Origin of the sequence: Citricoccus sp. NPDC079358 (genome assembly GCF_040702545.1) — a bacterium.
Lineage (GTDB): Bacteria > Actinomycetota > Actinomycetes > Actinomycetales > Micrococcaceae > Citricoccus.
This window is the reverse complement of the sequence record NZ_JBFBLI010000014.1, coordinates 1-24,585: the sequence shown is the minus strand read 5'-3', so window position 1 is coordinate 24,585 and position 24,585 is coordinate 1. Positions and strand designations below refer to the sequence as shown.

General features: G+C 70.2%; 18 protein-coding genes. 12 read left to right on the top strand and 6 right to left on the bottom strand.

The genetic code is table 11. From position 1 onward, the window contains the following. Window positions 1-26: 26 nt before the first annotated feature. On the top strand, window positions 27-767 hold the full coding sequence (locus AB0333_RS14630; RefSeq protein WP_366219437.1) for a 4'-phosphopantetheinyl transferase superfamily protein: 741 nt from the start codon (window positions 27-29) through the stop codon (window positions 765-767). On the opposite strand, the gene AB0333_RS14625 is transcribed toward AB0333_RS14630, so the two are convergent. The 3 genes from AB0333_RS14625 to AB0333_RS14615 form a co-directional block, all read right to left on the bottom strand. Next, on the bottom strand, window positions 759-2,303 hold the full coding sequence (locus tag AB0333_RS14625; RefSeq protein WP_366219436.1) for a M1 family metallopeptidase: 1,545 nt from the start codon (window positions 2,301-2,303) through the stop codon (window positions 759-761). The genes AB0333_RS14630 and AB0333_RS14625 overlap by 9 nt on opposite strands. After that, entirely contained in the window at window positions 2,300-6,475 is a 4,176-nt protein-coding gene (locus AB0333_RS14620) for a Pls/PosA family non-ribosomal peptide synthetase (protein ID WP_366219435.1), read from the bottom strand. The genes AB0333_RS14625 and AB0333_RS14620 overlap by 4 nt, the downstream gene beginning before the upstream one ends. Window positions 6,476-6,651: 176 nt before the next feature. Further along, window positions 6,652-7,647, bottom strand: coding sequence for a quinone oxidoreductase (locus AB0333_RS14615; protein ID WP_366219433.1), 996 nt, complete (start codon window positions 7,645-7,647; stop codon window positions 6,652-6,654). Between the two features lie 179 nt (window positions 7,648-7,826). On the opposite strand from AB0333_RS14615, the gene argC reads away from it, so the two are divergent. The 6 genes from argC to argR are packed head-to-tail and all read left to right on the top strand — an operon-like array spanning window position 7,827 to window position 13,864. Beyond that, complete coding sequence (argC, locus tag AB0333_RS14610; protein ID WP_366219431.1) at window positions 7,827-8,867, top strand: N-acetyl-gamma-glutamyl-phosphate reductase; 1,041 nt, start codon at window positions 7,827-7,829, stop codon at window positions 8,865-8,867. Beyond that, window positions 8,864-10,024, top strand: coding sequence for a bifunctional glutamate N-acetyltransferase/amino-acid acetyltransferase ArgJ (argJ, locus tag AB0333_RS14605; protein WP_366219430.1), 1,161 nt, complete (start codon window positions 8,864-8,866; stop codon window positions 10,022-10,024). The genes argC and argJ overlap by 4 nt, the downstream gene beginning before the upstream one ends. A gap of 17 nt (window positions 10,025-10,041) precedes the next feature. Continuing rightward, complete coding sequence (gene argB, locus AB0333_RS14600) at window positions 10,042-11,025, top strand: acetylglutamate kinase (RefSeq protein WP_366219429.1); 984 nt, start codon at window positions 10,042-10,044, stop codon at window positions 11,023-11,025. A 6-nt stretch (window positions 11,026-11,031) separates the two neighbouring features. Next, on the top strand, window positions 11,032-12,342 hold the full coding sequence (locus tag AB0333_RS14595; protein WP_366219428.1) for an acetylornithine transaminase: 1,311 nt from the start codon (window positions 11,032-11,034) through the stop codon (window positions 12,340-12,342). A 2-nt stretch (window positions 12,343-12,344) separates the two neighbouring features. Then, a complete protein-coding gene (argF, locus tag AB0333_RS14590) occupies window positions 12,345-13,370 on the top strand; it encodes an ornithine carbamoyltransferase (RefSeq protein WP_366219427.1) in 1,026 nt (341 codons plus the stop codon). Beyond that, entirely contained in the window at window positions 13,367-13,864 is a 498-nt protein-coding gene (argR, locus tag AB0333_RS14585) for an arginine repressor (protein WP_366219425.1), read from the top strand. Before argF ends, argR begins: the two co-directional genes overlap by 4 nt. 92 nt (window positions 13,865-13,956) lie before the next feature. On the opposite strand, the gene AB0333_RS14580 is transcribed toward argR, so the two are convergent. The 3 genes from AB0333_RS14580 to AB0333_RS14570 all read right to left on the bottom strand — a co-directional run bounded on the left by AB0333_RS14580 (window position 13,957) and on the right by AB0333_RS14570 (window position 16,402). Then, on the bottom strand, window positions 13,957-14,721 hold the full coding sequence (locus tag AB0333_RS14580; RefSeq protein WP_366219423.1) for a hypothetical protein: 765 nt from the start codon (window positions 14,719-14,721) through the stop codon (window positions 13,957-13,959). A gap of 225 nt (window positions 14,722-14,946) precedes the next feature. Continuing rightward, on the bottom strand, window positions 14,947-15,678 hold the full coding sequence (gene rpf / locus AB0333_RS14575) for a resuscitation-promoting factor Rpf (protein ID WP_366219422.1): 732 nt from the start codon (window positions 15,676-15,678) through the stop codon (window positions 14,947-14,949). A gap of 259 nt (window positions 15,679-15,937) precedes the next feature. Next, window positions 15,938-16,402, bottom strand: a complete 465-nt coding sequence (locus AB0333_RS14570) for an ankyrin repeat domain-containing protein (RefSeq protein ID WP_366219421.1) — start codon at window positions 16,400-16,402, stop codon at window positions 15,938-15,940. Window positions 16,403-16,624: 222 nt separating this feature from the next. On the opposite strand from AB0333_RS14570, the gene AB0333_RS14565 reads away from it, so the two are divergent. From AB0333_RS14565 to tyrS, 5 genes are all read left to right on the top strand, one after another. After that, window positions 16,625-17,872: an argininosuccinate synthase gene (locus AB0333_RS14565; RefSeq protein ID WP_366219420.1), complete on the top strand. Its 1,248-nt coding sequence runs from the start codon at window positions 16,625-16,627 to the stop codon at window positions 17,870-17,872. Window positions 17,873-17,965: 93 nt separating this feature from the next. After that, window positions 17,966-19,369 carry an argininosuccinate lyase gene (gene argH / locus AB0333_RS14560; RefSeq protein ID WP_366219486.1) on the top strand — a complete coding sequence of 468 codons (1,404 nt, stop codon included), beginning with the start codon at window positions 17,966-17,968 and terminating at the stop codon, window positions 19,367-19,369. Beyond that, window positions 19,366-20,106, top strand: a complete 741-nt coding sequence (locus AB0333_RS14555) for a DNA-3-methyladenine glycosylase (protein WP_366219418.1) — start codon at window positions 19,366-19,368, stop codon at window positions 20,104-20,106. The genes argH and AB0333_RS14555 overlap by 4 nt, the downstream gene beginning before the upstream one ends. A gap of 136 nt (window positions 20,107-20,242) precedes the next feature. After that, entirely contained in the window at window positions 20,243-22,483 is a 2,241-nt protein-coding gene (locus AB0333_RS14550) for an AAA family ATPase (protein ID WP_366219485.1), read from the top strand. A gap of 82 nt (window positions 22,484-22,565) precedes the next feature. Further along, window positions 22,566-23,912 carry a tyrosine--tRNA ligase gene (gene tyrS / locus AB0333_RS14545; RefSeq protein ID WP_366219417.1) on the top strand — a complete coding sequence of 449 codons (1,347 nt, stop codon included), beginning with the start codon at window positions 22,566-22,568 and terminating at the stop codon, window positions 23,910-23,912. Window positions 23,913-24,585 lie beyond the last annotated feature (673 nt).

The following is a 24,585-nucleotide window of genomic DNA, read 5'->3' as shown; positions in this document are numbered from 1 at the left end:
CACGGGACGCAGGGAGGGCGGGGTCCATGGGCACAGGCGACGAGCCGGCGTCGGGCCCGGGATGGCATGTGGTGGTCACCGGTCCCCGGGCTGGTGACCAGCGCCGTGAGGCCCTCGACTTCCTCGCCGTGTCCCTGGGGCTGCGTCCGGGGACCTTCGAGGTCACCCACCGCTGCCCTCACTGTGGGTCCGAGGACCACGGCCGGCCGGGGCTGCGTCACAGCCGGCTGGCCCGGCGCCGGCGGGGCCCGGATGCTCTCGCGGCGGGGGACCTGGCCGCGCCACTGCCGGCCGTGAGCTTCAGCCGGGCCGGAGGATGGCTGGCCACCGCCTGGCTCGGGGCAAGGGACGCGGCGGCGGGCTGGCGAATCGGGGTCGACCTCGAACAGGCTGGGTCCGCGGCCTTCACCGGACCCTCCGAACTGGCCGGCGTCGCCTTCTCTGAGGAAGAGGAGCAGCTGATCGGTGGCCTGGAGGACCAGGTGCGTCCGGGAGCCCGCGGTCAGCTGTGGTGCGCCAAGGAGGCCCTCGCCAAGGCTCGCGGCACCGGTTTCATCGGCGACCCGGCCGACGTGGCGGTCACGGTGCCCGGGACCCTGGAACTGGCGGTGCCGGACCAACCGGGATCCGTCGTCGTCCCGGACCGCGACTGGCCAGGGGGCCACGCCCCCGATCACCTGCTCGGCGCCGTCGTGCTCCTGCCGCCCGCCGGGCCCCGGCCTCCGTCCGGCACGGAAGCGGAAGGAACGCCCGCAGCGTCAGCGTGAGGCGGGGAAGGCCGGCAGCCCGGGCTCGCACAGCCAGGGGCGCATGACCGCGCGGGCATGACCGGCCGGGTGACCGGCCGCCTCGGCCTGCCGGTCGGCATGGTCCAGGAACATCTCGGTGTCCACGGAGGCGTGCCGGTGCTCGGCCACCCAGGAGCGGATCAGGTGGGTGAACACCTCGTCCCCCACGGCCCTGTTGAGGGCGAACAGGGCCAGCGCCCCGCGCTTGTAGATCCGGTCGTCGAACATCAGATCAGGCCCCGGGTCCGCCACCACCAGGTCCTTGGCCTTCAGCGCCAGTCCTCGCCAGGCGGTGCGGGCCAGGGAAACCAGCGTGCCATGCCCCGATTCCGCGCCCCACAGCCACTCGCTGTAGCAGGCGAACCCCTCGTGCAACCAGATGTCCCGCCACCGGCGCAGGGTCAGCGCGTTGCCGAACCACTGGTGCGCCAGCTCGTGGGCCACCAGCCGCTCGGCGGCCCAGGAACCCGTCAGGTGATTGGACCCGAAGATGGACAGGGACGCCGCCTCCAGCGGGATCTCCAGCGCGTCGTCCGTCACCACGGCCGTGTACCGGTCGAAGGGGTAGGGACCGAAGTGCCAGCTGAAGCACGCCATCATCTCCGTCTGCCGCCCCAGGGCCTCCAGGGCGCGGTCCTGCAGGGCCGGGGAGACTGCGAGGAACACGGGAGCCGGCTCGTGGTCGGCCACGCCCGCGAGGCCCATCTCGCCGTGGCCCTCGCCCTCGTTCCGGCTCTGGTCCTCCTGGCCTTCTCCGGCCTTCGGGAGATGACCTGGCCGCCATTCCCCGTCCGTGCCAGGCAGCAGGTCCTGCACCAGGCCCTGCACCCGCTGCCGGAAGGACCCGGTGGCGCGGTGGCGGCCCGTGGGGTGTTCCGGCACGGCGACCAGCTGGTACCGGCCGATCTGCAGGGTGACCAGGTAGGTGGGGGCCGGGTCACGCAGCTCCCAGGTCCACTCCTCACGGGAGGACCGGCGGCGGTGACCGGTGGGCAGGCCGTTGCAGACCGGCAGGTAGCCGGCGTCCGTGGCCACGGTGAAGTGGTAGGTGGACTTCACGGACGGGTGGTCCACGCAGGGAAACCAGGTGGCTGCGCCGTTGGGCTGGCCCGCCACCAGCACCCCGTCGTCCAGTTCTTCCCAGCCGATCTCGCCCCATGGCCCGTCCAGCATCTTCGGCACCCCTGCGTAGGTGACCTCGAGGGTCAGGGGGGCACCGGCGTCGAGCCTGGTGGCCAGGTCGACGACCAGCCGGCCCCTGCGCACAGCGGACTTGGCGACCTTCACGGTACGGCTCTCCGAGGCAGCGGTGACCTTGCTGACCGAGAGGTCATGCAGATCGAGCTCGATCCGCTTGGCCGGCCGCAGGACGGTCCCCTCGAGGCGGGCCTTCCCGGCGATCCGGTTGGCGGCCAGCTTGACCTCCAGCTGCAGGTCGTAGTGGCCCACCGTGAAGTCCGGCGTCCCCGATCCAGGGATGTACGGATCGGGCAGAACCGGGGTTTCCACACTCACGGGCGGCTGTGCTCCTCAGGGTCTTCGGCCGCAGTCGCGGCTGTTGTCTCGGCGGCTCGTTCGGCGGCTCGCCTTTCGGCAGCCCTCTCGGCTGTCTTCTCGGCCTTCTCCTCGAGCCGTTCCAGTCTAGTGATGGCCGCAGCGCGGCCCTTGACCTTGGGCCCCTTCCAGGGCGCCACCGGGTTGCCGGTCCACCACGAGTGGCCCGGGACCACCTCCCCGCGCATGATCAGCGATCCGGCGCCGACCGTACCGCCGTCGTCGATGGCGGCCGCGGGCAGGATCACCGAGTTCGGGCCGAGGGTGGAGCCCTCGCCCAGCGTCACGGTGTCCAGGGACATCACGCGGTCATGGAACAGGTGGGTCTGGACCACGCAGCCCCGATTCACGGTCGAGGAGTCGCCCAGGGTCACCAGGTCGGCCTCCGGCAGCCAGTAGGACTCGCACCACACGCCGTGACCGATGCGGGCGCCGAGCGCGCGCAACCACCAGACAAGGGAGGGAGTGCCGGAGGCGATCCGCCCGAACCAGGGGGCGGAGACCACCTCGATGAAGTTGTCCACCACCTCGTTGCGCCAGATGAAGGAGCTCCAGAGGGGATGCTCGCCGGCGCTGACCCGCCCGACCAAGACCTTCTTGGCCAGCACGGAGGAGCCGGCCGCCAGCGCGCCGGCCAACATCAGGACCACACCGCCGAGCACGGCGGCGAGCCACCAGCCCCCCGGCCCGGCCCCGTCTGCGGCGCCGCCACCCAGCTGGGCGAGCCCGTCGAGGGCGACCACCACGGCCACGGCGATGACCACGGAGCACCAGACGGCCAGCAGGCGCAGGGACTCCCACGCGCTGCGCACCAGCTTGAGTCGCGCCGGCGGGGCATAGGTGAGGGCGTCGTCCGCCTCGACCTCCGTCCGGCGCAGGCGCACCGGAGGGGACCCCAGCCAGGAGGAACCGGACTTGGTCTTCTTCGGGGTGGCGGACAGAACAGCCACGAGGGAGTTCTTGGAGAGCTTCCGCCCGGCGGCGACCATGCCGGAGTTGCCCACGAAGGACTTCTTGCCAACCTTCGCTTGGCCCACGTGCATCCACCCGCGTTGGAGTTCGTAGGAGCCGATCATGGTGTCGTCGGCGAGGAACGCGCCGTCGCCGATCTGGGTCAGGGCCGGCTGCAGGATGACCGTGGAGGCCTCCACATTGGTGCCGACGTCCGCCCCGAGCCACCGCAGCCACACCGGGGTGAAGCGGGAGGCATACACCGGGAAGAGCAGGTCACGCGCCGTGTCCAGCACCCGTTCCGTGGCCCACAGTTGCCACCCGATGCGCGAGCGCACGGCGTGGTGGCCTTCCGTGACCCCGAGGGACAGCAGCCGCACGGAGGCCACGGTGAAGAGCATGTTCGCCCCGAACCACACTGCGGCGATCAGCGGGCTGGCGGCCAGCAGCCGCCACGCGGAGCCGACGGCGGTCTCGGGCGCGCCGGCCGACCCGAGCGACTCCAGCTCGCCGGCCCGGCCGGACGGTGGTGCGTCCGGCCACCAGGTCAGCGACCACAAGCCGACCAGGGCCGCGGCCAACGCCGCGGCCACGGGCAGCAGGGCCAGGACGCCGGAACCGATGGTGGACAACACGAGCCATCCCGTGGCGCGCGGCGGATCGATGTTGGGGCCGTGGTACCGGGCCTTGCCGAGCCGTTGCGCGGGGGAGCCGGCGTACTCGAGGCCGTCTTTGGCCTTGCCGATCACCGTGGAGCCGGGCTGGACCACGGTGCCCGTGCCGATCACGGCGCCGGGCATCAGGGTGGAACGGGTGCCGATCACGGCGTCCTGGCCGACGGTGACGGCACCGATGTGGACCACGTCGCCGTCGATCCAATAACCGGACAGGTCCACTTCGGGTTCGACCGAGCTGCCCGGACCAAGGTCGAGGAGGCCGGTGACCGGGGGGACGGAGTGCAGATCCACGTTCCGGCCGATGCGGGCCCCGAGCAGCCGGGCGTAGGTCGGCACCCACAGGGCGCCGCCCAGGGACACTGGGTCGACGAGGTCGGAGATGTGCTGCGCCAGCCACAGGCGCAGATGGACCTTGCCGGACCGCGGGTAGGAGCCGGGTCGCAACCCGCGCAGCAGCAGCCGGGCCGCCACCACGGAGATCGCCATGCGCCCCGGCGGGGAGACGAAGACCAGCCAGCCGGCCAGCACCCACCACCAGGAGACGGTCGGTGCCCCGGGCAGGACACCCCAGGCCGCGGCCAGATTGGCTCCGGCGGCCAGGTAGACGACCCAGCGCATGGCGACGAGGATGACCAGGGGGATGCCCATCAGCGTCTGGAACACCTGGGCCCGGCGGGCGGTGCGGACCACCGGACGCGGCTCCACGGGTTCCGCCGGTTCCACCGGGCGGCCATCATTGCCGGTGACGGCCTCCAACAGGGCTCCGGCGCGGGGGTGGGCGTAGACATCCCGCACGGTGACGGAGGGATATCGCGTGCGCAGCCGGGACACGAGCTGGGCGGCGGCCAGCGACCCGCCGCCGGAGGCGAAGAAGTCGGTGTCCAGGTCCTCCGGGGCTACGCCCAGCACGTCGGACCACTGGGACAGTACCCAGCCGCCGGGGGACTCGGGATCCAGGGGGAGGTCGGAGTTCGGGCCGGAACCGCCGTGGCCGGAGCCCTGTCCGGACTGGCCTGGCAACGGCCACGGCAGGGCGTTGCGGTCCACCTTGCCGGAGGTCTTGGTGGGCAGGGTCTCCACCGTGACCAGGCGGGGGACCAGTGCTCCGGGCAGTTCCTTCTCGAGGAGCCGGCGGAAGGCCTTCAAGTCGGGTTCGCCGTGTTCCGTCGTCGACGCCGGCACCGCCAGGTACCCGATGAGCAGTTGGGTTCCGGCGGGGGTCGTCTGGACCGCGGCGGCCCCGCCGGCGACGCCCGGCAGGGCCTGGAGGGCCGCATCGATCTCTCCGAGTTCGATGCGGCGGCCGCCGAGCTTGACCTGCTCATCGGCGCGGCCCACGAACAGCAATCCGTCCGGGTCCCAGACCACGAGGTCCCCGGAACGGTAGGCGCGGTCCCACCCGAGGGACTCCATCGGGGCATACTTCTCGGCATCCTTGGCCGGGTCGAGGTAGCGGGCCAGGCCGACGCCGCCGATGATGAGCTCTCCGGTCTCGCCCTCGGCCACGGGGATACCGGTGGCGGGGTCCACGACTGCCAGGTCCCAACCGTCCAGGGGCAGGCCGATCCGCACCGGCCCCTGTCCGTCCAGGGGGGCTGCGCAGGCCACCACGGTGGCCTCGGTGGGTCCGTAGGTATTCCAGAGCTCACGGTCGTCCTCCGCCAGCCGGGCCGCGAGCTCCGGTGGGCAGGCCTCGCCGCCGAAGATCAGCAACCGGACGTTCTCCAGGGCCTCCGGGGGCCAGAGGGCGGCCAGCGTCGGCACCGTGGAGACCACGTTGATGGAGCGGGAGACGAGCCAGGGGCCGAGGTCCATGCCGGAGCGGACCAGGGAGCGTGGGGCGGGGACGAGGCAGGCACCATGACGCCAGGCCAGCCACATCTCTTCGCAGGAGGCATCGAAGGCGACGGAGAGCCCGGCCAGGACCCGGTCGCCGGGTCCGAGGGGGTCGTTCTGCAGGAAGATCCGGGCCTCGGCGTCCACGAATGCCGCGGCGTTGCGGTGGGTGACGGCCACGCCCTTGGGCGTGCCGGTGGACCCGGAGGTGAAGATGATCCAGGCATCGTCCTCCGGCCCGGGTGGGCGGGGGCTGGGGGACGGCTTGGGACGCTTCGAGGACGTCTGCACCCGGCCCTGACCGGAGAGGATGGCGGCCACTTTGGCCTCGGAGAACACCAGCCGCGCCCTCTCGTCCGGGTCGTCCGCGTCCACCGGGACGTAGGCGGCTCCGATGTACAGGGTGGCCAGGATGGAGACGTAGAGCTCCACCGTTCCGGAGGGGATGCGGATGCCGATCCGGTCCCCCGCGCCGAGGCCGGCACTGTGCAGGGCCCGGCCTGTTACTTTCACCTCGTCCAGCAGTTCGGCGTAGGACAGGACGGTCTCGCCGTCGTCCAGGGCCGGCGCCTCGGGGTGCTGCCGGGCGGTGGCCTCCAGCAATTGGACCAGGGTCCGGACCGGAGGGGCCTTCTCGGCGGAGGACAACTGGGGCACATGGGGGGACACGGTGGCGTTCGGCCTACTTCCGACTCAGGTTCAACGGGATCGAAACGGGATAAAAGTGCGGATCGAAAAAAGAATGCCTGTCATCTTATCGTGATTCCTGACCATCGGTCCGGAGATGTCGCCGCCTGACGGCCGCCCGGGGATGCGCTCGGCCGGTGTCCCGGCCGCCGGCTGGTCTACGGCAGCAGCAGGGACTTTCCGGTGGTGCGGCGGGATTCGAGGTCCCCGTGCGCCCGGCCTGCCTCGGCCAGGGGGTAGGTAGCTCCGATCCGGAAGTCGAGGGTGCCGGCGTCGAGGGCGGAGAACAGTTCCCGGGCCCGCCACCGGGTCTCCTCGGCCGTCAACGTGTGGTGCGCCAGGGTGGGGCGGGTGAGGAACACCGAGCCGGCGGAGTTGAGGCGCTGGGGGTCCACCGGTGGCACCGGCCCCGAGGCGCCGCCGAAGAGGGCCAGGGTTCCACGGATCCGCAGGGACGCCAGGGATTCGTCGAAGGTGTCCCGGCCGACCCCGTCGAACACGGCGTCCGCGCCGCGTCCGTCGGTGAGGTCCCGCACGGAGTCGGCGAACCCCGAGTAGTCGAGGACATGGCTGGCGCCTGCCGCGCGGGAGAGCGCCTTCTTCTCCTCGGTGGAGGCCGTGGTGATGACGATGGCGCCGTGGGATACGCATAACTGGGTCAGCAGCAGGCCCACGCCCCCGGCCCCAGCATGGACGAGGACCGTCTGGCCCGGCTTCACCTCCACGGTGGACCGGCACAGATAATGGGCGGTCATGCCCTGCAGGGGGATGGCCGCGGCCTCAGCCAGGTCCACTCCGCTCGGCACCGGCAGCAACTGGTCCACCGGGGCGGTGAAGTACTCGGCGTAGGTCCCGGACCCGGCCGCCGTGGCGACCACATCGCCGACCGCCGCGGACGCACCGTCGGCCTCGGGGCCGAGGGCGACCACCGTCCCCGATCCCTCGGAGCCGGGAGTGAACGGGTGGGACATCCGGTACACGCCCGAGCGCTGGTAGGTCTCGATGAAGTTCAGGCCGGCGGCCGCCGTCCTGACCAGGACCTCCCCGGGGCCCGGCGAAGGGACGGGGACCTCCGTCCACTGCAGGGTCTCGGGCCCTCCGGAGGCGTGGACTCGAACGGCGTGCTGGGTGCTGGGGAGGGGGGTCTCGGTCATGGGGCCTACCGTAGTCGCGCCCGGCGGTCCGTGGGGCGGTGATGCGTAGACGGTGCGTGGTCCCACGGTGACCGTCGGGTGAACAACCCGCCATTGCCGGACCGCCCGTCGAAGGTGTGCACGCGGCACGGTCCTGCATAAATATTGGCATCACTGCATATTTCACCTAGCATGGGCCCATGAGTCTCACAGTTGCCGTCTCCGGCGCCAGCGGATATGCCGGAGGGGAAGTCCTGCGTCTTCTCCTCTCCCACCCCGAGGTGGAGATCGGGGCCATCACGGCCCACTCGAACGCCGGGGAGCGCTTGGGCGCGCTCCAGCCGCACCTGCACGCCCTGGCCGACCGTGTCCTGCAGGAGACCACCGCTGAGGTGCTGGCCGGCCACGACGTCGTCTTCCTGGCCCTGCCGCACGGCGCCAGCGGTGCCATCGCCGCCGAGCTCGAGCTGCTCTCGCCCGGCACCCTGGTGATCGACGCCGGCGCGGACCACCGCCTGCAGTCACCACAGGCCTGGGAGACGTTCTACGGCTCCGACCACGCCGGGACCTGGCCCTACGGCCTGCCCGAACTGCCCGGACAGCGAGCGGAGATCGCCGGGGCATCCCGGATCGCCGTCCCGGGCTGCTATCCGACCACCTGCCTGCTCGCCCTCGCCCCCGGTTTCACCGCTGGTGTCCTCGTCCCGGAGGACGTGGTGATCGTGGCCGCCTCGGGGACCTCCGGAGCGGGAAAGTCCCTCAAGCCGCACCTGCTGGGCAGTGAGGCCATGGGCTCCATGAGCCCCTATGGCGTCGGGGGTGGACACCGTCACACCCCGGAGATCGAGCAGGGACTCAGCCAGGCGGCGGGGGAGCCCGTCACGGTGTCCTTCACCCCGACGCTGGCGCCCATGCCGCGAGGGATCCTGGCCACCGCCACGGCCCGCCTGAAACCCGGCGTGGACGCGGCCGAGGTCCGGGCCGCCTGGGAGCAGGCTTACGGCCAGGAGCGGTTCGTCCACCTGCTGCCCGAGGGCCAGTGGCCCACCACCCAGTCCGTGCTGGGCTCCAACCACGTGGTCATGCAGCTGGCCGTGGACGCGCACGCCGGCCGCGTCATCATCACCGCCGCCCTGGACAACCTGACGAAGGGGACCGCCGGCGGCGCCATCCAATCCATGAACCTCGCGCTCGGCCTGGCCGAGGAGACGGGTCTGACCCAGCAGGGGATCGCACCATGAGCGTCACCACAGCCCAGGGATTCCGCGCCGCCGGTGTGGCCGCCGGACTGAAGTCGACCGGGAAACCGGACGTGGCCGTCGTCGTGAACGACGGGCCGGACCGCCACGCGGCCGCCGTCTTCACGTCCAACCGGGTGGCCGCCGCCCCCGTGGTCTGGTCGCGCCAGGTGGTCGCGGACGGGCGCGTGGATGCCGTGGTGCTGAACTCGGGCGGGGCCAATGCCGCCACCGGCCACCAGGGATTCCAGGACACGCACGCCACCGCGGAGCATGCCGCCGGAGCGCTCGGGATCTCCGCCGGAGACGTGCTCGTGTGCTCCACCGGCCTGATCGGTCTGCCCCAGCCGATGGATCTATTGATCCCGGGCGTGACCGCTGCCGCGGAAGCATTGGACGCCGACGGTGGCGTCGAGGCGGCCGAGGCCATCATGACCACGGACACGGTGCCCAAGACCGCGGTCCACCACGGCCCCGGCTACGTGATCGGGGGCATGGCCAAGGGAGCCGGCATGCTCGCACCGGGCATGGCGACCATGCTGTGCGTCATCACCACGGACGCGGTTGTGGACCCCGCCGGCCTGAGCGTGGCCCTGACGGAGGCGGTCCGGACCACGTTCAACCGCACGGACTCCGATGGCTGCATGTCCACGAACGACACCGTGGCGCTGCTCGCCTCCGGGGCCACCGGGACCCGGCCAGACGCGGAGGAGTTCCAGGAGGGACTGCGCGCGGTCTGCGCGGACCTGGCACGGCAGCTCATCGCCGATGCCGAGGGCGCCGCCCACGAGATCTCCATCCAGGTGGTCAACGCCAGCTCCGAGGAGGCCGCCGAGACCGTGGCCCGCGCGGTGTCCCGGTCCAACCTGTTCAAGGCCGCCGTGTTCGGTCAGGACCCGAACTGGGGGCGCGTCATCTCCGCCGTCGGCACGGTTCCGGAGGAACTGGCGCCGTTCGACGCCGAGCGTCTCGACGTGCACTTCAACGGCGTGCAGGTGTGCCGCGACTCCGGCGTGGGCGAGGACCGCGAGCTCGTGGACCTTTCCCCTCGGGAGGTGAGCGTGGTCATCGACCTGCACGCCGGCGAGGCCACCGCCACCATCTGGACCAACGACCTCACGCACGACTACGTGCATGAGAACTCCGCGTACTCGAGCTGAGGGCCACCATGAGCGAGATGACTGACACCACCGATACTCATGACGGCACCGCCACTCCCGGGGCTGCCGGTATCACCGGGGCCGCCGAGGCGGCGGGGTCGCCGGACGGTGCCGCCGCCAAGGCTGCCGTGCTGGTCGAGGCGCTGCCCTGGATCAAGCGCTTCGCCGGCACCACCATGGTGATCAAGTACGGCGGCAATGCCATGGTGTCGGATGAGCTGCGCCGGGCCTTCGCGGAGGACATCGTCTTCCTCCACCACTGCGGCATCCATCCGGTCGTGGTGCACGGCGGCGGCCCGCAGATCAACGCCATGCTGAACCGGCTCGGCATCGAGTCCGAGTTCGCCGGGGGACTGCGCATCACCACCGCTGAAGCCATGGACGTGGTCCGGATGGTGCTCACCGGTCAGGTGGGCCGGGAGCTCGTCGGACTGGTCAACGGGCACGGGCCCTACGCCGTCGGGATGTCGGGCGAGGACGCGGCCCTGTTCCAGGCCCAGCGGACCGGCACCGAGGTGGACGGCGAGCCGGTGGACCTCGGACTGGTCGGCGAGGTCACCCAGGTCAATCCGGGGGCCATCCGGGACCTGGTGGAGAACGGCCGGATTCCCGTCGTGTCCTCGGTGGCCCCGGAGATCCGCGCCGACGGTGTGGCCACGGGTGAGGTGCTGAACGTCAACGCGGACACGGCCGCTGCCGCTCTGGCCGTGGCGCTCGGCGCCTCGAAACTCGTGGTCCTCACGGATGTGGAGGGCCTGTACTCCCACTGGCCGGACCGGACATCACTGGTCTCGTCCCTGGCGGCCGGCGAGCTGCGCGAGCTGCTGCCCACCCTCGAGGCGGGGATGATCCCCAAGATGGCCGCTTGCCTTCAGGCCGTCGACGGCGGGGTGCCTCAGGCCCACATCGTGGACGGCCGGGCGCCGCACTCGATGCTGCTCGAGGTCTTCACCACCGCGGGCGTCGGGACCCAGGTGCTGCCCGATGACCACACCGACTGAGAGAACATGATGAACGATTCGACCTCTGATGCCCCTTCCCAGGCCGGACTGCTCGGGCGCTACTCCTCCTCGCTGACCGGCGTCTTCGGTGCCCCCAGCAGGGTCCTGGTCCGGGGCGAGGGCGTGCATGTCTGGGATGCCGACGGCCGCCGGTACACGGACTTCCTCGGCGGCATCGCCGTCAACGCACTCGGCCACGCCCACCCCGCCCTCGTCGCCGCGGTGACCGAGCAGCTCGGCACCCTGGGTCACATCTCCAACCTCTTCACCTCCGGCCCGCAGATCTCCCTCGCCGAGCGGCTGCTGGAGGTGGCCGACGCCCCGGACGGCTCGACCGTGTTCTTCGCCAACTCCGGATCCGAGGCCAATGAGGCCGCCCTCAAGCTGGCGCGCCGTCATGGCCGCGAGGACCCCTCCGGCCGCCGCACCCGAGTCCTGGCCCTCGAGAACAGCTTCCACGGCCGCACCCTGGGCGCCCTGGCCATGACGTGGAAGCCCGCCTACCGCGAGCCGTTCGAACCCCTGCCCGGGGGCATCGAGTTCATTCCCGCGGGTGACGCGGCCGCGCTGGAGGCCGCCCTGGATGAGACCGTGGCCGCCGTCATCATCGAACCCGTGCAAGGCGAATCCGGCGTGCACGGCTGGCCGGCCGGCTACCTGCAGGCCGCGCGGGACCTCACCCGCCGTCACGGCGCACTGTTGATCTTCGACGAGGTTCAGACCGGCACGGGCCGCACCGGAACCTGGTTCGCCCACCAGAACCCGGCGGTCACGGGCCAGGACGTGCCGGTGGTGCCGGATGCGATGACGCTGGCCAAGGGCTTGGGCGGTGGCATCCCGATCGGCGCCATGATGAGTTTCGGCCCGCGGGTCTCAGCCCTGCTCACGGCCGGTCAGCACGGCACCACGTTCGGCGGCAACCCTGTCGCCACCGCCGCCGGGCTGGCGGTGCTGGACACGATCGCCCGGACCGGTCTGCTGGAGCACGTCCATGACCTCGGCGCCCGGCTGGCGAGCGGGCTCCGGGCCGTGGACGGGGTCACCGCCGTGCGCCAGTACGGACTGCTCCTTGGCCTGGACCTCACCGTGCCGCCCAGCGCGGAGGCACCGGTGCCCGACGGCGGCCTGGCACCGGCCGTGGTCCGCGCCGGCCTCGAGGCGGGGTACCTGCTCAACGCCACCGGACCTTCCACCCTGCGCCTGGCCCCGCCCCTGGTCCTGGGGGAGGAGGAGGCCGACCGCCTGGTGGCGGACCTCCCGTCACTGCTGGACGCGGTCCTGCAGGCACACCAGCAACAGCACGATCAGGAGAACTGAGCATGACACCCAGCACCGCACCGTCCTCGGCGCCGCTCCGGCACTTTCTCGTCGACACCGACCTCACCGCGGCCGAGCAGTCCGAGGTCCTGGACCTGGCGCAGGCCATGAAGGCCGACCGCTACCTGCACCGGCCCCTGGCCGGACCGCAGACCGGCATCGTGTTCTTCGACAAGACCTCCACCCGGACGCGGGTGTCCTTCGCCGCGGGCATCGCCGACCTGGGCGGGCAGCCCCTGATCGTGAATCCCGGTGAGGCGCAGTTGGGCCACAAGGAGTCCATTGCGGATACCGCCCAGGTCCTGTCCCGGATGGTGTCCGTCATCGTCTGGCGCACCTATGGGCAAGCGGGACTGGAGGAGATGGCCGAGCACGCCACCGTGCCCGTGATCAACGCCCTCTCGGACGACTATCACCCCTGTCAGCTGCTGGCTGACCTGCTGACGGTGCGCGAGCACAAAGGGCGCACGGAGGGCTTGGTCATGACCTACCTCGGGGACGCCGCGAACAACATGGCCAACTCCTACCTGCTGGCCGGCGTGACCGCGGGGATGCATGTGCGGGTCACGGGCCCGTCGGGGTACCTGCCGGACGCGGCCGTGGTGGCGGCCGCCGAGGCCCGGGCCGCGGAGACCGGGGGGTCAGTGCTGGTCACGACCGATGCCGCGCAGGCACTGGACGGCGCCGACGTCGTGGTCACCGACACCTGGATCTCCATGGGACAGGAAGAGGAGAAGGAAGCCCGGCAGACCCTGTTCCGTGACTACGCCGTGGACGCCCGGGCCATGGTGAAGGCCGCGCCAGACGCGGTGTTCCTGCACTGCCTTCCGGCCTACCGTGGCCTTGAAGTCGCCGCCGAGGTCATCGACGGACCGCAGTCCGTCGTGTTCGACGAGGCCGAGAACCGCCTGCATGCCCAGAAGGCACTGATGGCCTGGCTGCTCTACCGTTCCGGTCTGGCCACCGCACCGGCTGGCGCGGGACGCGGCGGCGAACGTGTCTCCAGCGTCGGCTCTGCCGTCCGATGAGCGCCCCGGCCACCAAGACCGCACGTCAGGCGGCCATCAAGGAGGTCCTCGCTGCCACGGACGTGCACAGCCAGGCCGAGCTGCTGGCCGCACTGGGGTCCCGGGGAGTCTCGGTGACGCAGGGGACCCTGTCCCGTGATCTCGTCGAGCTGGGCGCCTACCGGGTGCGCGGTGACGGCGGACAGCTGGTCTACTCCGTTCCGCCGGAGGGGCCGGTGCCGGGCGAGGTCGCCGCGCGGCGAGCTCCGGAGGCCCTGGAGCACCGGCTCTCCAGTCTGTGCCGGGACCTGCTGGTGGCGGCGGAATCCAGCGCCAACCTGGTCATTCTCCGGACCCCGCCCGGCGCGGCGCAGTTCCTCGCCAGCGTCATCGACCAATCACGCCAACCGGACATCCTCGGCACAATTGCCGGGGATGACACGATCATGATCGTGACGCGTGCGCCGGACGGGGGAGTCGCCGTCGCCGGGCGGTTCCTCGAGTACGCGGGGTAGCCCCGAACGGTCCCGACGAGCGGCCGGGACCGTGAAGCCGTGACCTAGAGTCCCGGAGACCTAGAGTCCCGGAGACCTAGAGTCCCGGAGACCTAGAGTCCCGGGACGGAGAAGATCTCGTCTTCGGCGGGCATCTCCACCGTCTCCACGGCGTCCCACTCGGAGAAGTCGATCGTGCCGGTGCCGGACGAGGAGTCGGACGAGGCCGAGGGGGAGGCCGACTCGTCGTCGGAGGACGCCGCTGCGGCCTCGACGCGGACCAGTTTGTTGTCCTTGGACACGAAGACGCTCACGGGATCCTCGGAGTCCTCGGTGCTGCCGGTGTACTTGTAGACCTCTTCGCCGTTCAGATCGACAGCCTCGGAGGTGTACTCGGAGTCGTTGAACTCATCGGAGGAGGGGATGTCCTCGGTGAAGGCATCCCACAGGGAGGACATGGTGAAACCGCCCTGCTCGGCGGGCATCTCCAGCCACTTGTCACCCACCATCTCCTGCAGCTGGGCGCCGCCACCGTTCTCCTCGTAGAACGCGGTGTTCGGCTTCATGTAGGTGTACTCGTCATTGCCGAGGATCTCGACGGCAACGTCCCCCATCGCCACGTTGCCGGAGTAGGAGGAATCGTCGATCTGACCGGAGATGGCCACGGTCATGTCCTGGTCGCCCTGGCTCACGCTGCCGTCGATGGCCACGGAGGTGGCCTCCTCGATCGAGGCGTGGGCCTCGGGCCACACGTCCTCCAGTGGCGGAACGCCGGAGCCGGCGCAGCCCGCCAGGGCCAGGGCTGCGGTGGCGCCCAGTGCGGTGATGCCCAGGGCGCGGAGCGGCTGGCGCTGTGTGGTGGTGATGCTCGTCGGCATAGAGGTCCCCCTCGAGACTGTTGAACCGGTGATGTCCGGCCGCAGGGTGCGACAGGGCGAAACGATCACGGGTAGGTGGCCAGCCTATCGGCGTCCGGCACCAACGCAGAACGCGTTGGATGGGGAGTACTCCCCATCCAACGCGTTCGTTTCGCCGCTGGAACCGGACGGACCACTGGTCCGTCCGGTTCCGTCAGGCGGTGCTACAGATCTGAGCTGTCAGGATCAGGCCGGCAGGTGCAGGGTCTGACCGACGAAGATCAGGTTCGCATCAGCCACGGTGTCCGTGTTGGCCGCGTACAGGGCTTCCCAGCCGCCGTCGACCCCGTGGGCCTCGGCCAGCTTGGACAGGGTATCGCCGGCCTGGACGGTGACGGTTTCGTCCGACTTCTCGACCGGGGACACGGCGGAGGCGCGCTCCTCCTGGACCGGGGCCTGCTGCTGAGGTGCCTGCTGCTTCGGCTCAGCCTGCTTCGGCTCAGCCTGCTTCGGCTCGGCCTGGGGTGCGGCCTGCTCCTTCGGTGCAGCCTCCTGAGTCTGGGTGGAGGTCTCGGCCGACTGGGTGGTGACCTCGGCGCTGCCGCCGTTGCCGTAGAGGCCCAGCTTGGCGGAGCAGGCAGGCCAGGCGCCCCAGCCCTGCATGGAGAGCAGGTTCTCGGCCACGCGGATCTGCTCGGCCTTGGAGGCCTGGTGCGGCATGCCGGAGCCGCCGGCGGCGCTCCAGGAGCTCGGGGAGAACTGCAGGCCACCGTAGTAGCCGTTGCCGGTGTTGATGGACCAGTTGCCGCCGGACTCGCACTGGGCCAGGGAATCCCAGCTGGAGGCCGGGGCGGCGGTGGCGGGGGCGGAGAGGGCGGTCAGCCCGGCGCCGGCCACGGCAACGCCGGCGAGGCCTGCGGCCGAGCGGCGGATGATGGTGCGGCGGGTGGACTGGGAGGCAGTGGAAGTCTTCTGCATGATGGTTTCTTGGGTGTCGGCCCACCACTGCTCAGGTCGTCCCCGACCGTCCATGCAGCACCGTCCGCCGTCCGCGATGGATTTCACGGCACAGGGTTCCCAGGGGACGGTGCAGGTGGGGGAACCCCGCAGGCTTCCTGCCAGATCACGAACAGATCACGAAGCAGGACTAGGTCTAGTGAAATGCATCAGAACGATAACGTCAAATTAACTGTGGTGCGCGCGCGGATTCTCCTCCTGCTCTGCTCGTGCTCTCCGCCTACTCCCCAGCGCGGAGCCCAGGGTCGTCCAGGAGTGCCCGCATGGAATCGAGGCCGAACATGTCGACGGCTGCGCGGGCACTCACGGGGCCCTCGTCCGGGTCCGCCCCGGCCGCGAGGAGCGCCCGCACCGACTCCTCGTTCTGGACGAAGACCGCGCAGGAGAGGGCGGACTGTCCCCGGCCGTTGAGCCGGTGCACGTCGGCGCCGCGCTCGATCAGGGCGGTCACCAGGGCCGGATGATTGTTGTAGGTCGCGAGGATCAGCAGTGTGTCCCCCTTGGGGTTGGAGAGGTCGACCGGGACGCCCTGATCGAGGATGGGCAGCAAATGGTCCTCGTCCCCGGCGCGGGCCAGGTCGAAGAGGGAGTGCAGGAATTCCAGCTCCTCGTCGGTCAGCTCCGGGGCGCCGTTCGCAGTCGGCTGGTCATCGGACTGGCTGGCGTGTGGGGTATCGCTCGTCATGGCACCAGATTACGGTGAGGGCACGACGTCGTGGGTCCGTCGCGGGGAATGAACGGTGCGGTCTGGATCGCATCCGTGGGCGGTTCGGCATGCGTTGCATAAATATGTAGACTCTTGCATAGAGCAGGCCGGCCGTTCCGTACGCGGTGCGCGGCCCCGTGGCAGGCACCATCGCCGGCGGCAACGCGCCGGCACTATCGCAGGCAACAAAAGGAGTACGCAATGACAGAGCGCATCGTCTTGGCCTATTCGGGCGGACTGGACACGTCGGTGGCCATCGGCTGGATCAGCGAGGCCACGGGTGCCGAGGTGATCGCCGTGGCCGTGGACGTGGGTCAGGGCGGCGAGGACCTCGAGACCATCCGCCAGCGCGCCCTGGACTGCGGCGCCGTCGAGGCCTATGTCGCGGATGCCCGGGATGAGTTCGCCGAGCAGTACTGCATGCCCACGCTCAAGGCGAACGGCCTGTACATGGACGCCTATCCGCTGGTCTCGGCCATCTCGCGGCCGGTCATCGTCCGTCACCTGGTCGCCGCCGCCCGCCAGTTCGGCGCCTCCACCGTGGCCCACGGCTGCACCGGCAAGGGCAATGACCAGGTCCGCTTCGAGGTCGGGATTCAGACCCTGGGCCCGGACCTCAAGTGCATCGCGCCGGTCCGGGACCTCGCCCTGACCCGGGACAAGGCCATCGAGTATGCCGAGCGTCATGAGCTGCCGATCGTCACCACGAAGAAGAACCCCTTCTCGATCGACCAGAACGTCTGGGGCCGTGCCGTGGAGACCGGCTTCCTCGAGGACATCTGGAACGGACCGACCAAGGACGTCTACGACTACTCGGACGACCCGGCCTTCCCGCCGGCCCCGGACGTGGTCACCGTGACCTTCGACCAGGGCGTGCCCACCGCCCTGGACGGCCGTTCTCTCTCCGCGTTGCAGATCATCGAGGAGATGAACCGCCGCGCCGGCGCCCAGGGCATCGGTCGCATCGATATCGTCGAGGATCGCCTGGTCGGCATCAAGTCCCGTGAGATCTACGAGGCCCCCGGCGCGATGGCGCTCATGACCGCCCACCGGGAACTGGAGAACGTGACGCTCGAGCGCGAGCAGGCCCGCTTCAAGAAGACCGTGGACCAGCGCTGGACCGAGATCGTCTATGACGGCCAGTGGTTCTCCCCGCTGAAGAAGAACCTGGACACCTTCGTGGACGAGACCCAGAAGTACGTCTCCGGCGACATCCGCATGGAGATGCACGGCGGCCGCGCCACCGTGCAGGGACGCCGCTCCGACACCGGCCTGTACGACTTCAGCCTGGCCACCTACGACGAGGGCGATGCCTTCGACCAGTCCTCAGCCCGCGGGTTCATCGACATCTTCGGCCTGTCCTCGAAGGTCGCCACTGAACGCGACGAGCGCGTGGCCGGGGACGTGGACTCGCTGTCCGACGTCGCCCAGCTCTCGAACGAGAGCTGAGCCGTGCCAGAGAACGTGTCGGAGAACCACCCGGGCTCCGAGGCCGCAGGACGGCCCGGGCCGGCGGAACGCCACGGCACCAACGAGGGCTCATTGTGGGGCGGCCGGTTCGCCGGCGGTCCCGCCGATGCCCTTGCGGCGTTGAGCAAGTCCACCGACTTCGACTGGCGGCTGGCTCGGTATGACATCGCCGGATCCCGGGCCCACGCCCGGGTGCTGCAGGACGCCGGCCTGCTCGATGACGGAGAGCTCCGGGGCATGCTGGCCGCCCTCGACCGCCTGGAGGACGATGTCGTCTCGGGTGCCTATGTCGCCTCCGAGGCGGATGAGGACGTGCACGGCTCCCTGGAGCGTGGACTCATCGAGCGGGCCGGGCCGGAGTTGGGCGGCAAGCTCCGCGCCGGCCGGTCCCGCAACGACCAGATCGCCACGCTGGGCCGGATGTTCCTGCGCGACCACGCTCGGGTCATCGCCGCCCGCCTGGTGGAGACGATCGACGCCCTGGTGGCCCAGGCCGAGGCGTACCCGTACGCGCCGATGCCCGGCCGGACGCACCTGCAGCACGCGCAACCGGTGCTGCTGAGCCATCATCTGCTGGCCCATGCCTGGGCGATGGCCCGGGACGTGGAACGCTTCGTGGACTGGGACCGCCGTGCGGCCGTGTCGCCCTACGGCTCGGGTGCCCTGGCCGGGTCCTCGCTCGAGCTGGATCCGAACGCGGTCGCCACCGAGCTCGGATTCGACTCCGCGGCCTGGAACTCGATCGACGGCACCGCCGCCCGGGACGTCTTCGCGGAGTTCGCCTGGGTGAGCGCCATGGTCGGCGTGGACCTGTCCCGTATCAGTGAGGAGATCATCTTCTGGGCCACCAAGGAGGCCGGCTTCGTCACCCTGGACGATGCCTACTCCACCGGCTCCTCGATCATGCCGCAGAAGAAGAACCCGGACGTCGCCGAACTGGCGCGCGGCAAGTCCGGGCGCCTGATCGGCAACCTGACCGGGCTGCTGGCGACCCTCAAGGGGCTGCCGCTGGCGTACAACCGTGACCTGCAGGAGGACAAGGAGCCGGTCTTCGATGCCGCGGACACCCTGGAGCTGTTGCTGCCCGCGGTCTCCGGGATGATCGCGACGCTGACCTTCAACACGGAGAAGATGGCAGAGCTGGCGCCGCAGGGATTCGCCCTGGCCACGGACATCGCGGAATGGCTGGTCCGCCAGGGCGTGCCGTTCCGCGAGGCCCACGAGCTGTCCGGCGGGGCGGTCAAGCTGGCCGAGTCCCGTGGCGCGGAGTTGTGGGACCTCACGGACGAGGACTATGCCTCCATCTCCCCGGCGCTGACCCCGGAGGTCCGCACGGTCCTGTCCACCGAGGGCTCACTCAACTCCCGCAGCGCGCAGGGCGGCACCGCCCCGGTGGCCGTCGCGGCGCAGCTGTCCGAGCTCAAGTCCCAGCTGGAACCGCTGCGCGCCTTCGGGGACTCCTCGGTCCTTCCGTGACCCTGAGAGGACTGGAGCCCCTGGAACGCGGGAGCCTGCACGCGGCACCGCTGCTGCTGGGCTCCACGCTGACCGTCGCCCGTCAGGGGGCGCCGGTCAGCGTGCGCCTGACGGAGGTCGAGGCCTACGAAGGGGCCCGCGACCCCGGCTCGCACGGCTTCCGGGGGCGCACCGCGCGCACGGCCACCATGTTCGGGCCGGTCGGTCACATGTATGTGTACTTCACCTATGGGATGCACTGGTGCGTGAACATCGTGTGCGGACCGGAGGGCACCAGCTCGGGCGTCCTCTTGCGCGCCGGCGAGGTGGTCGCGGGGATGGACACCGCCCTCGCCCGCCGCGGTGCCGGTGCCGCGGCCGGCTCCGCAGGCCTCCTCCGATCCGCCAGGGCGGCCCGTCAGCTGGCCTCCGGGCCGGCCCGCCTGGCACAGGCGCTGGGCCTCGGTGCCGGCGACGACGGCTCCGCCCTGCTCCTCGGTCCGGCACCGGATCAGGTGCTGGTCCCGGACGCGGAGCAGCCGGCGCCGGACGGCATCTGGTTGTCCGGATTGCGGTCCCGACGCCGGCCCGGAACCCTGAGCGGTCCACGCACCGGGGTCTCCGGCGAGGGCGGCGGACCGGACTACCCGTGGCGCTTCTGGCTGCCGGACGAGCCCTCGGTGTCTCCCTACCGGGCCGCCAAGCCACGGCGACGGCGGGAGAGCCGGGGCGAGAGCGGGGATGAGACGCGCGATTAAGATGGCGTTCACCCCAACGGCTGTACCATGGATGGTCACTCGTTCCGAGGTGCCCAGGGGTTCTGACGGATTCGTCGGACCCTTCGGGCACCATCGATAGCCCTAAGGTGTGCAAGGCATGACTGATGTGGTTCCGATCCACCAGACCGAACTGGAGCATGAGCGCGAATACGTCGTCGGGCTCTATGAGCGCCTGGACGAACTGCGTGCCGAGAAGGAACGTCAGCTGGCCCGCGTCCGCAAGGACGGCCCGCAGGGTTCGGTGCAGAACGTCTCCGAGCGTGATGCGTTCGCCACCCTCTACGAGGATCGCCTCGCCCAGCTCTACGCCGTCGACGATCGGCTGGTGTTCGGCCGGCTGGACATGGACGACGGCGACGAACGCTACATCGGGCGCATCGGCCTGACGGACGAGGACCAGGTCCGGCTCATGGTCGACTGGCGGGCTCCGGAGGCCGGCGCCTTCTACCAGGCCACCGCCCATCAACGGCTCGGGGTGCGCCGCCGCCGCCACCTGATGCTGCGGGGGCGCACTGTGGCCGATCTCGAGGACGACGTCCTGGACGCCACGCTGCTGGACGACGAATCGACCCACCACGGTGCCGGTGCCCTCCTGGCGGCCGTCACGGCCCGGCGCACCGGTCAGATGGGTGACATCGTCGCCACCATCCAGGCCGAGCAGGACGCGATCATCCGCTCGTCCCTCAAGGGGGTGCTGGTGGTCCAGGGTGGTCCCGGCACTGGCAAGACCGCCGTGGCCCTGCACCGCGCCGCCTACCTGCTCTACACCCATCGAGAACGGCTGAAGACGGCGGGCGTGCTGCTCGTGGGGCCGTCCCAGTCGTTCATGCGCTACATCGACCGCGTGCTGCCTTCCCTCGGTGAGACCGGCGTGGTCATGTCCTCCCTCGGCCGGCTGATGCCCGGCATCCAGGCGGTCCCCGAGACGGACCGGCGCGTCGCCAAGGTGAAGGGCCGGCTGTTCATGGCCGAGGTGGTCGCCAACGCCGTGGCCAACCGCCAGCGGCTCCCGGACGGGCCGCGCCGGGTGGACGTCGGCGGGACCGCCCTGACCATCCGCCCGAAGCAGGTCCGCCGGGCCCGCGACCGGGCCCGGGCCACGGGCAAGCCGCACAACGAGGCCCGGGCCACGTTCGTCAAGATCATGGTGCGCGAGCTGGCCGACCAGCTGAAGGACAAGCTGGAGAAGTCCTCCGGAGCGGGCAACAACATCGACCGCGCCTACCTCTCCGAGGACGTCCGCACCTCTCGGGACGTGCGCATCGCCCTGAACCTGTGCTGGATGCCGCTGACCCCGGAGAAACTCCTCTCCGATCTGTTCTCCAGGCCGGGTCACCTGGAGATGGCGGCCCCGTTCCTCAAGGCGAAGCACCGCCGCCGCCTGTTGCGCGCCGCTGACGCGCCGTGGACCGAGGCAGACGTCCCACTGCTGGACGAGGCCGCCGAGCTGCTGGGGGAGTGGGACGCCAGCGCCGGGCGACACCAGGCCACCCAGCAGGCCGACCGCAAGCGGGACCTGGCCAATGCCGAGGCCACCCTGGAGAACGTCCACGCCATGCTCGAGGACTTCGGGGTGGACGGCGTGGTCTCCGCCGAGGCCCTGGCCGATGCCAACCAGGCCGGAGACCACTACGTCTCCGCCGCCGAGCGGGCGGCCACGGACCGGACGTGGACCTACGGACATGTGGTGGTCGACGAGTCGCAGGAACTCTCGCCGATGCAGTGGCGGTTGCTCATGCGGCGCTGTCCCCTGAAGTCGTTCACCATCGTCGGGGACATCGCGCAGGCCTCCTCGGCGGCCAACGTGACCTCCTGGGCCGAGGCCCTCGAGCCGTTCGTCCAGGACCGCTGGCACCTGGAGGAGCTGACGGTGAACTACCGCACCCCGGCCAAGATCACCCGGCTGGCGGCACGCGTGGCCCAGGAGGCCGGCCTACCGGTGTCCAACCCGCAGGCCGTGCGCGAGGGCGACTGGGAGCCGACGATCACCCGGGTGGCCCCCGCGGACCGGCAGGACGCACTGCTCTCCGGCATCGCCGAGGACCTGGAACGGATCGACGGCGGCCTGCTCGCCGTGATCGCACCCGTCTCCCTCGAGGGCCAGATCACCACCCTGCTGCGGGCCACGTACGGCGATCGGGTCGGCTCCGGCGGCGGGGGACTGGGCCAGGACATCGTGGCCACCACCCCCGGTGAGGCCAAGGGCCTGGAATTCGACGCCGTCGTCCTGCTCGAGCCCGCCCTGATCGTGGCCGAGGCCGGCGGCATCGTCGGCGACCTCTATGTGGCCATGACCCGCTCCACCCAGACCCTGCGGATCCTGGCCACCGGCGAACTGCCGGCCGGACTGGACTAGCCGCCGGGCCGGCGTCGGGCCCCACCGCCACCGACGCACCCGCTGACCCTGACGCATCGACACTCCCCGAGAGGCCCTCCCCGTGACCAGCACGTCCACCACCGGTGCCCCCACCGTGAACCCGGCCCTGGCCGGACAGACCAACGACCCCTCCTTCCCCACCCTCTGGCAGGAACTGCAGTGGCGCGGCCTCGTTCAGGTCTCCACGGACGAGGCGGCCCTGGAGGCGCTGCTCGACGGCGAACCGGTCACCTACTACTGCGGTTTCGACCCGACGGCGCCGTCCCTGCACCTGGGCAACCTGGTGCAGATCCTGCTGCTGCGCCGACTCCAGCTGGCCGGCCACCGGCCCCTCGGACTGGTGGGCGGTTCCACCGGGCTGATCGGTGACCCGCGGCAGAGCGCCGAGCGCGTGCTGAACGACCGGGACACCGTCACCGAATGGGTGGGGTACCTGCGCGGACAGATCGAGCGCTTCTTGTCCTTCGAGGGGGACAACGCCGCACGCATGGTCAACAACCTGGACTGGACCGGGCAGATGAGCGCCCTGGATTTCCTGCGGGACGTGGGCAAGCACTTCCGCGTGGGCACCATGGTCAAGAAGGAGACCGTGGCCAAACGTCTGAACTCGGACGAGGGAATCTCCTACACGGAGTTCTCCTACCAGGTGCTGCAGGGGATGGACTTCCTGAACCTGTACCGGGACTACGGCTGCCTGCTGCAGACCGGCGGCTCGGACCAGTGGGGCAACCTGACCTCGGGGACGGACCTGATCCGCAAGGTCGAGGGTGTCTCCGCCCATGCCATCGGCACCCCGCTGATCACCAACTCGGACGGGACCAAGTTCGGCAAGTCGGAGGGCAACGCCATCTGGCTGGATGCCCGGATGTGCTCGCCGTACACCTTCTACCAGTTCTGGCTGAACACCGCGGACGCGGACGTGATCGACCGGCTGAAGGTCTTCACCTTCCTGAGCCGGGAGCAGATCGGGGCCTTCGAGGCGAAAGTTCGGGACGAGCCCTTCCGGAGGGAGGCACAGAAGGTCCTCGCCTGGGAGGTCACTTCCCTGGTGCACGGAGAGGACGCCACGCGCAAAGTCATCGACGCCTCGGCGGCGATCTTCGGCCAGGGTGATCTGGACTCGGTGGACGAGGCCACCCTCGCGGCGGCCACCGCCGAGCTTCCGACGGCGGCCGCGGGCCTGGGGGCGCAGGGTCCCGTGGGCATCGTGGACCTGTTGGTCTCCACGGGGCTGTCGGGCTCCAACTCTGAGGCCCGTCGCACGGTCAATGACGGCGGTGCCTCGGTGAACAACACCAAGGTCACCGATCTGGACGCCACCTTCGGAGCGGATGATGCCCTGCACGGGAAGTACCTCCTGGTGCGCCGCGGCAAGAAGAACATGGCTCTGGTGGACCTGACCGCCTGACCGTCTGGACCCGCAACGATCGCCGGCCGCCTCCTGCATCGCGGCACCACGCTTCACCGACTGGCCGCCCCCTCATCAAGGGGGCGGCCAGTTCCGTCTCCGGCCGGCCCGGGGATACCGGGAGAGACCTGCCTCACAACTGCCACGAGCGTCGGCGTGCGAGTCAGGAAAAACCCCGGAATCATGGGGATCTGGGGACGTCGAACGGTGCCTCGGGGGGATTTTGCGGCCATGCGATTCCGTGTGTATAGTTCTTCTAGTCGCCAGCCGCGAAAGCGGAAAAACAGGTGGCCACCCCGAACTGAAATGCAGACCTAGACTACTGCGCCCTCAACGGTGTAACGTCAGGGTCCCGCACGAAGTACGGGCCATGTAGGAAGAAGCGATTGAGCCCCTGAGCGGCCGTTGTGGATCACCTGGATGGAAACAACCGAAGAACTGAGATTTGATTCGAAGAAATCGCCGGAAACGCCGATTTGACGGGATGAAATCGAAGGGATAAGGTTGAGAACCGCGGATGAGGAAAGTCGGAAAGCGGCCCAAAGAATTGGGTTTATCCGATCAGTATTTATTACGTACCTGTTGTTTGAGAACTCAATAGTGTGCCAAGTTTGTTGATGCCAATTTTTTGAATTGGTTGATTGGTTGCTGGGACACACCCCGTGTGTTTGCA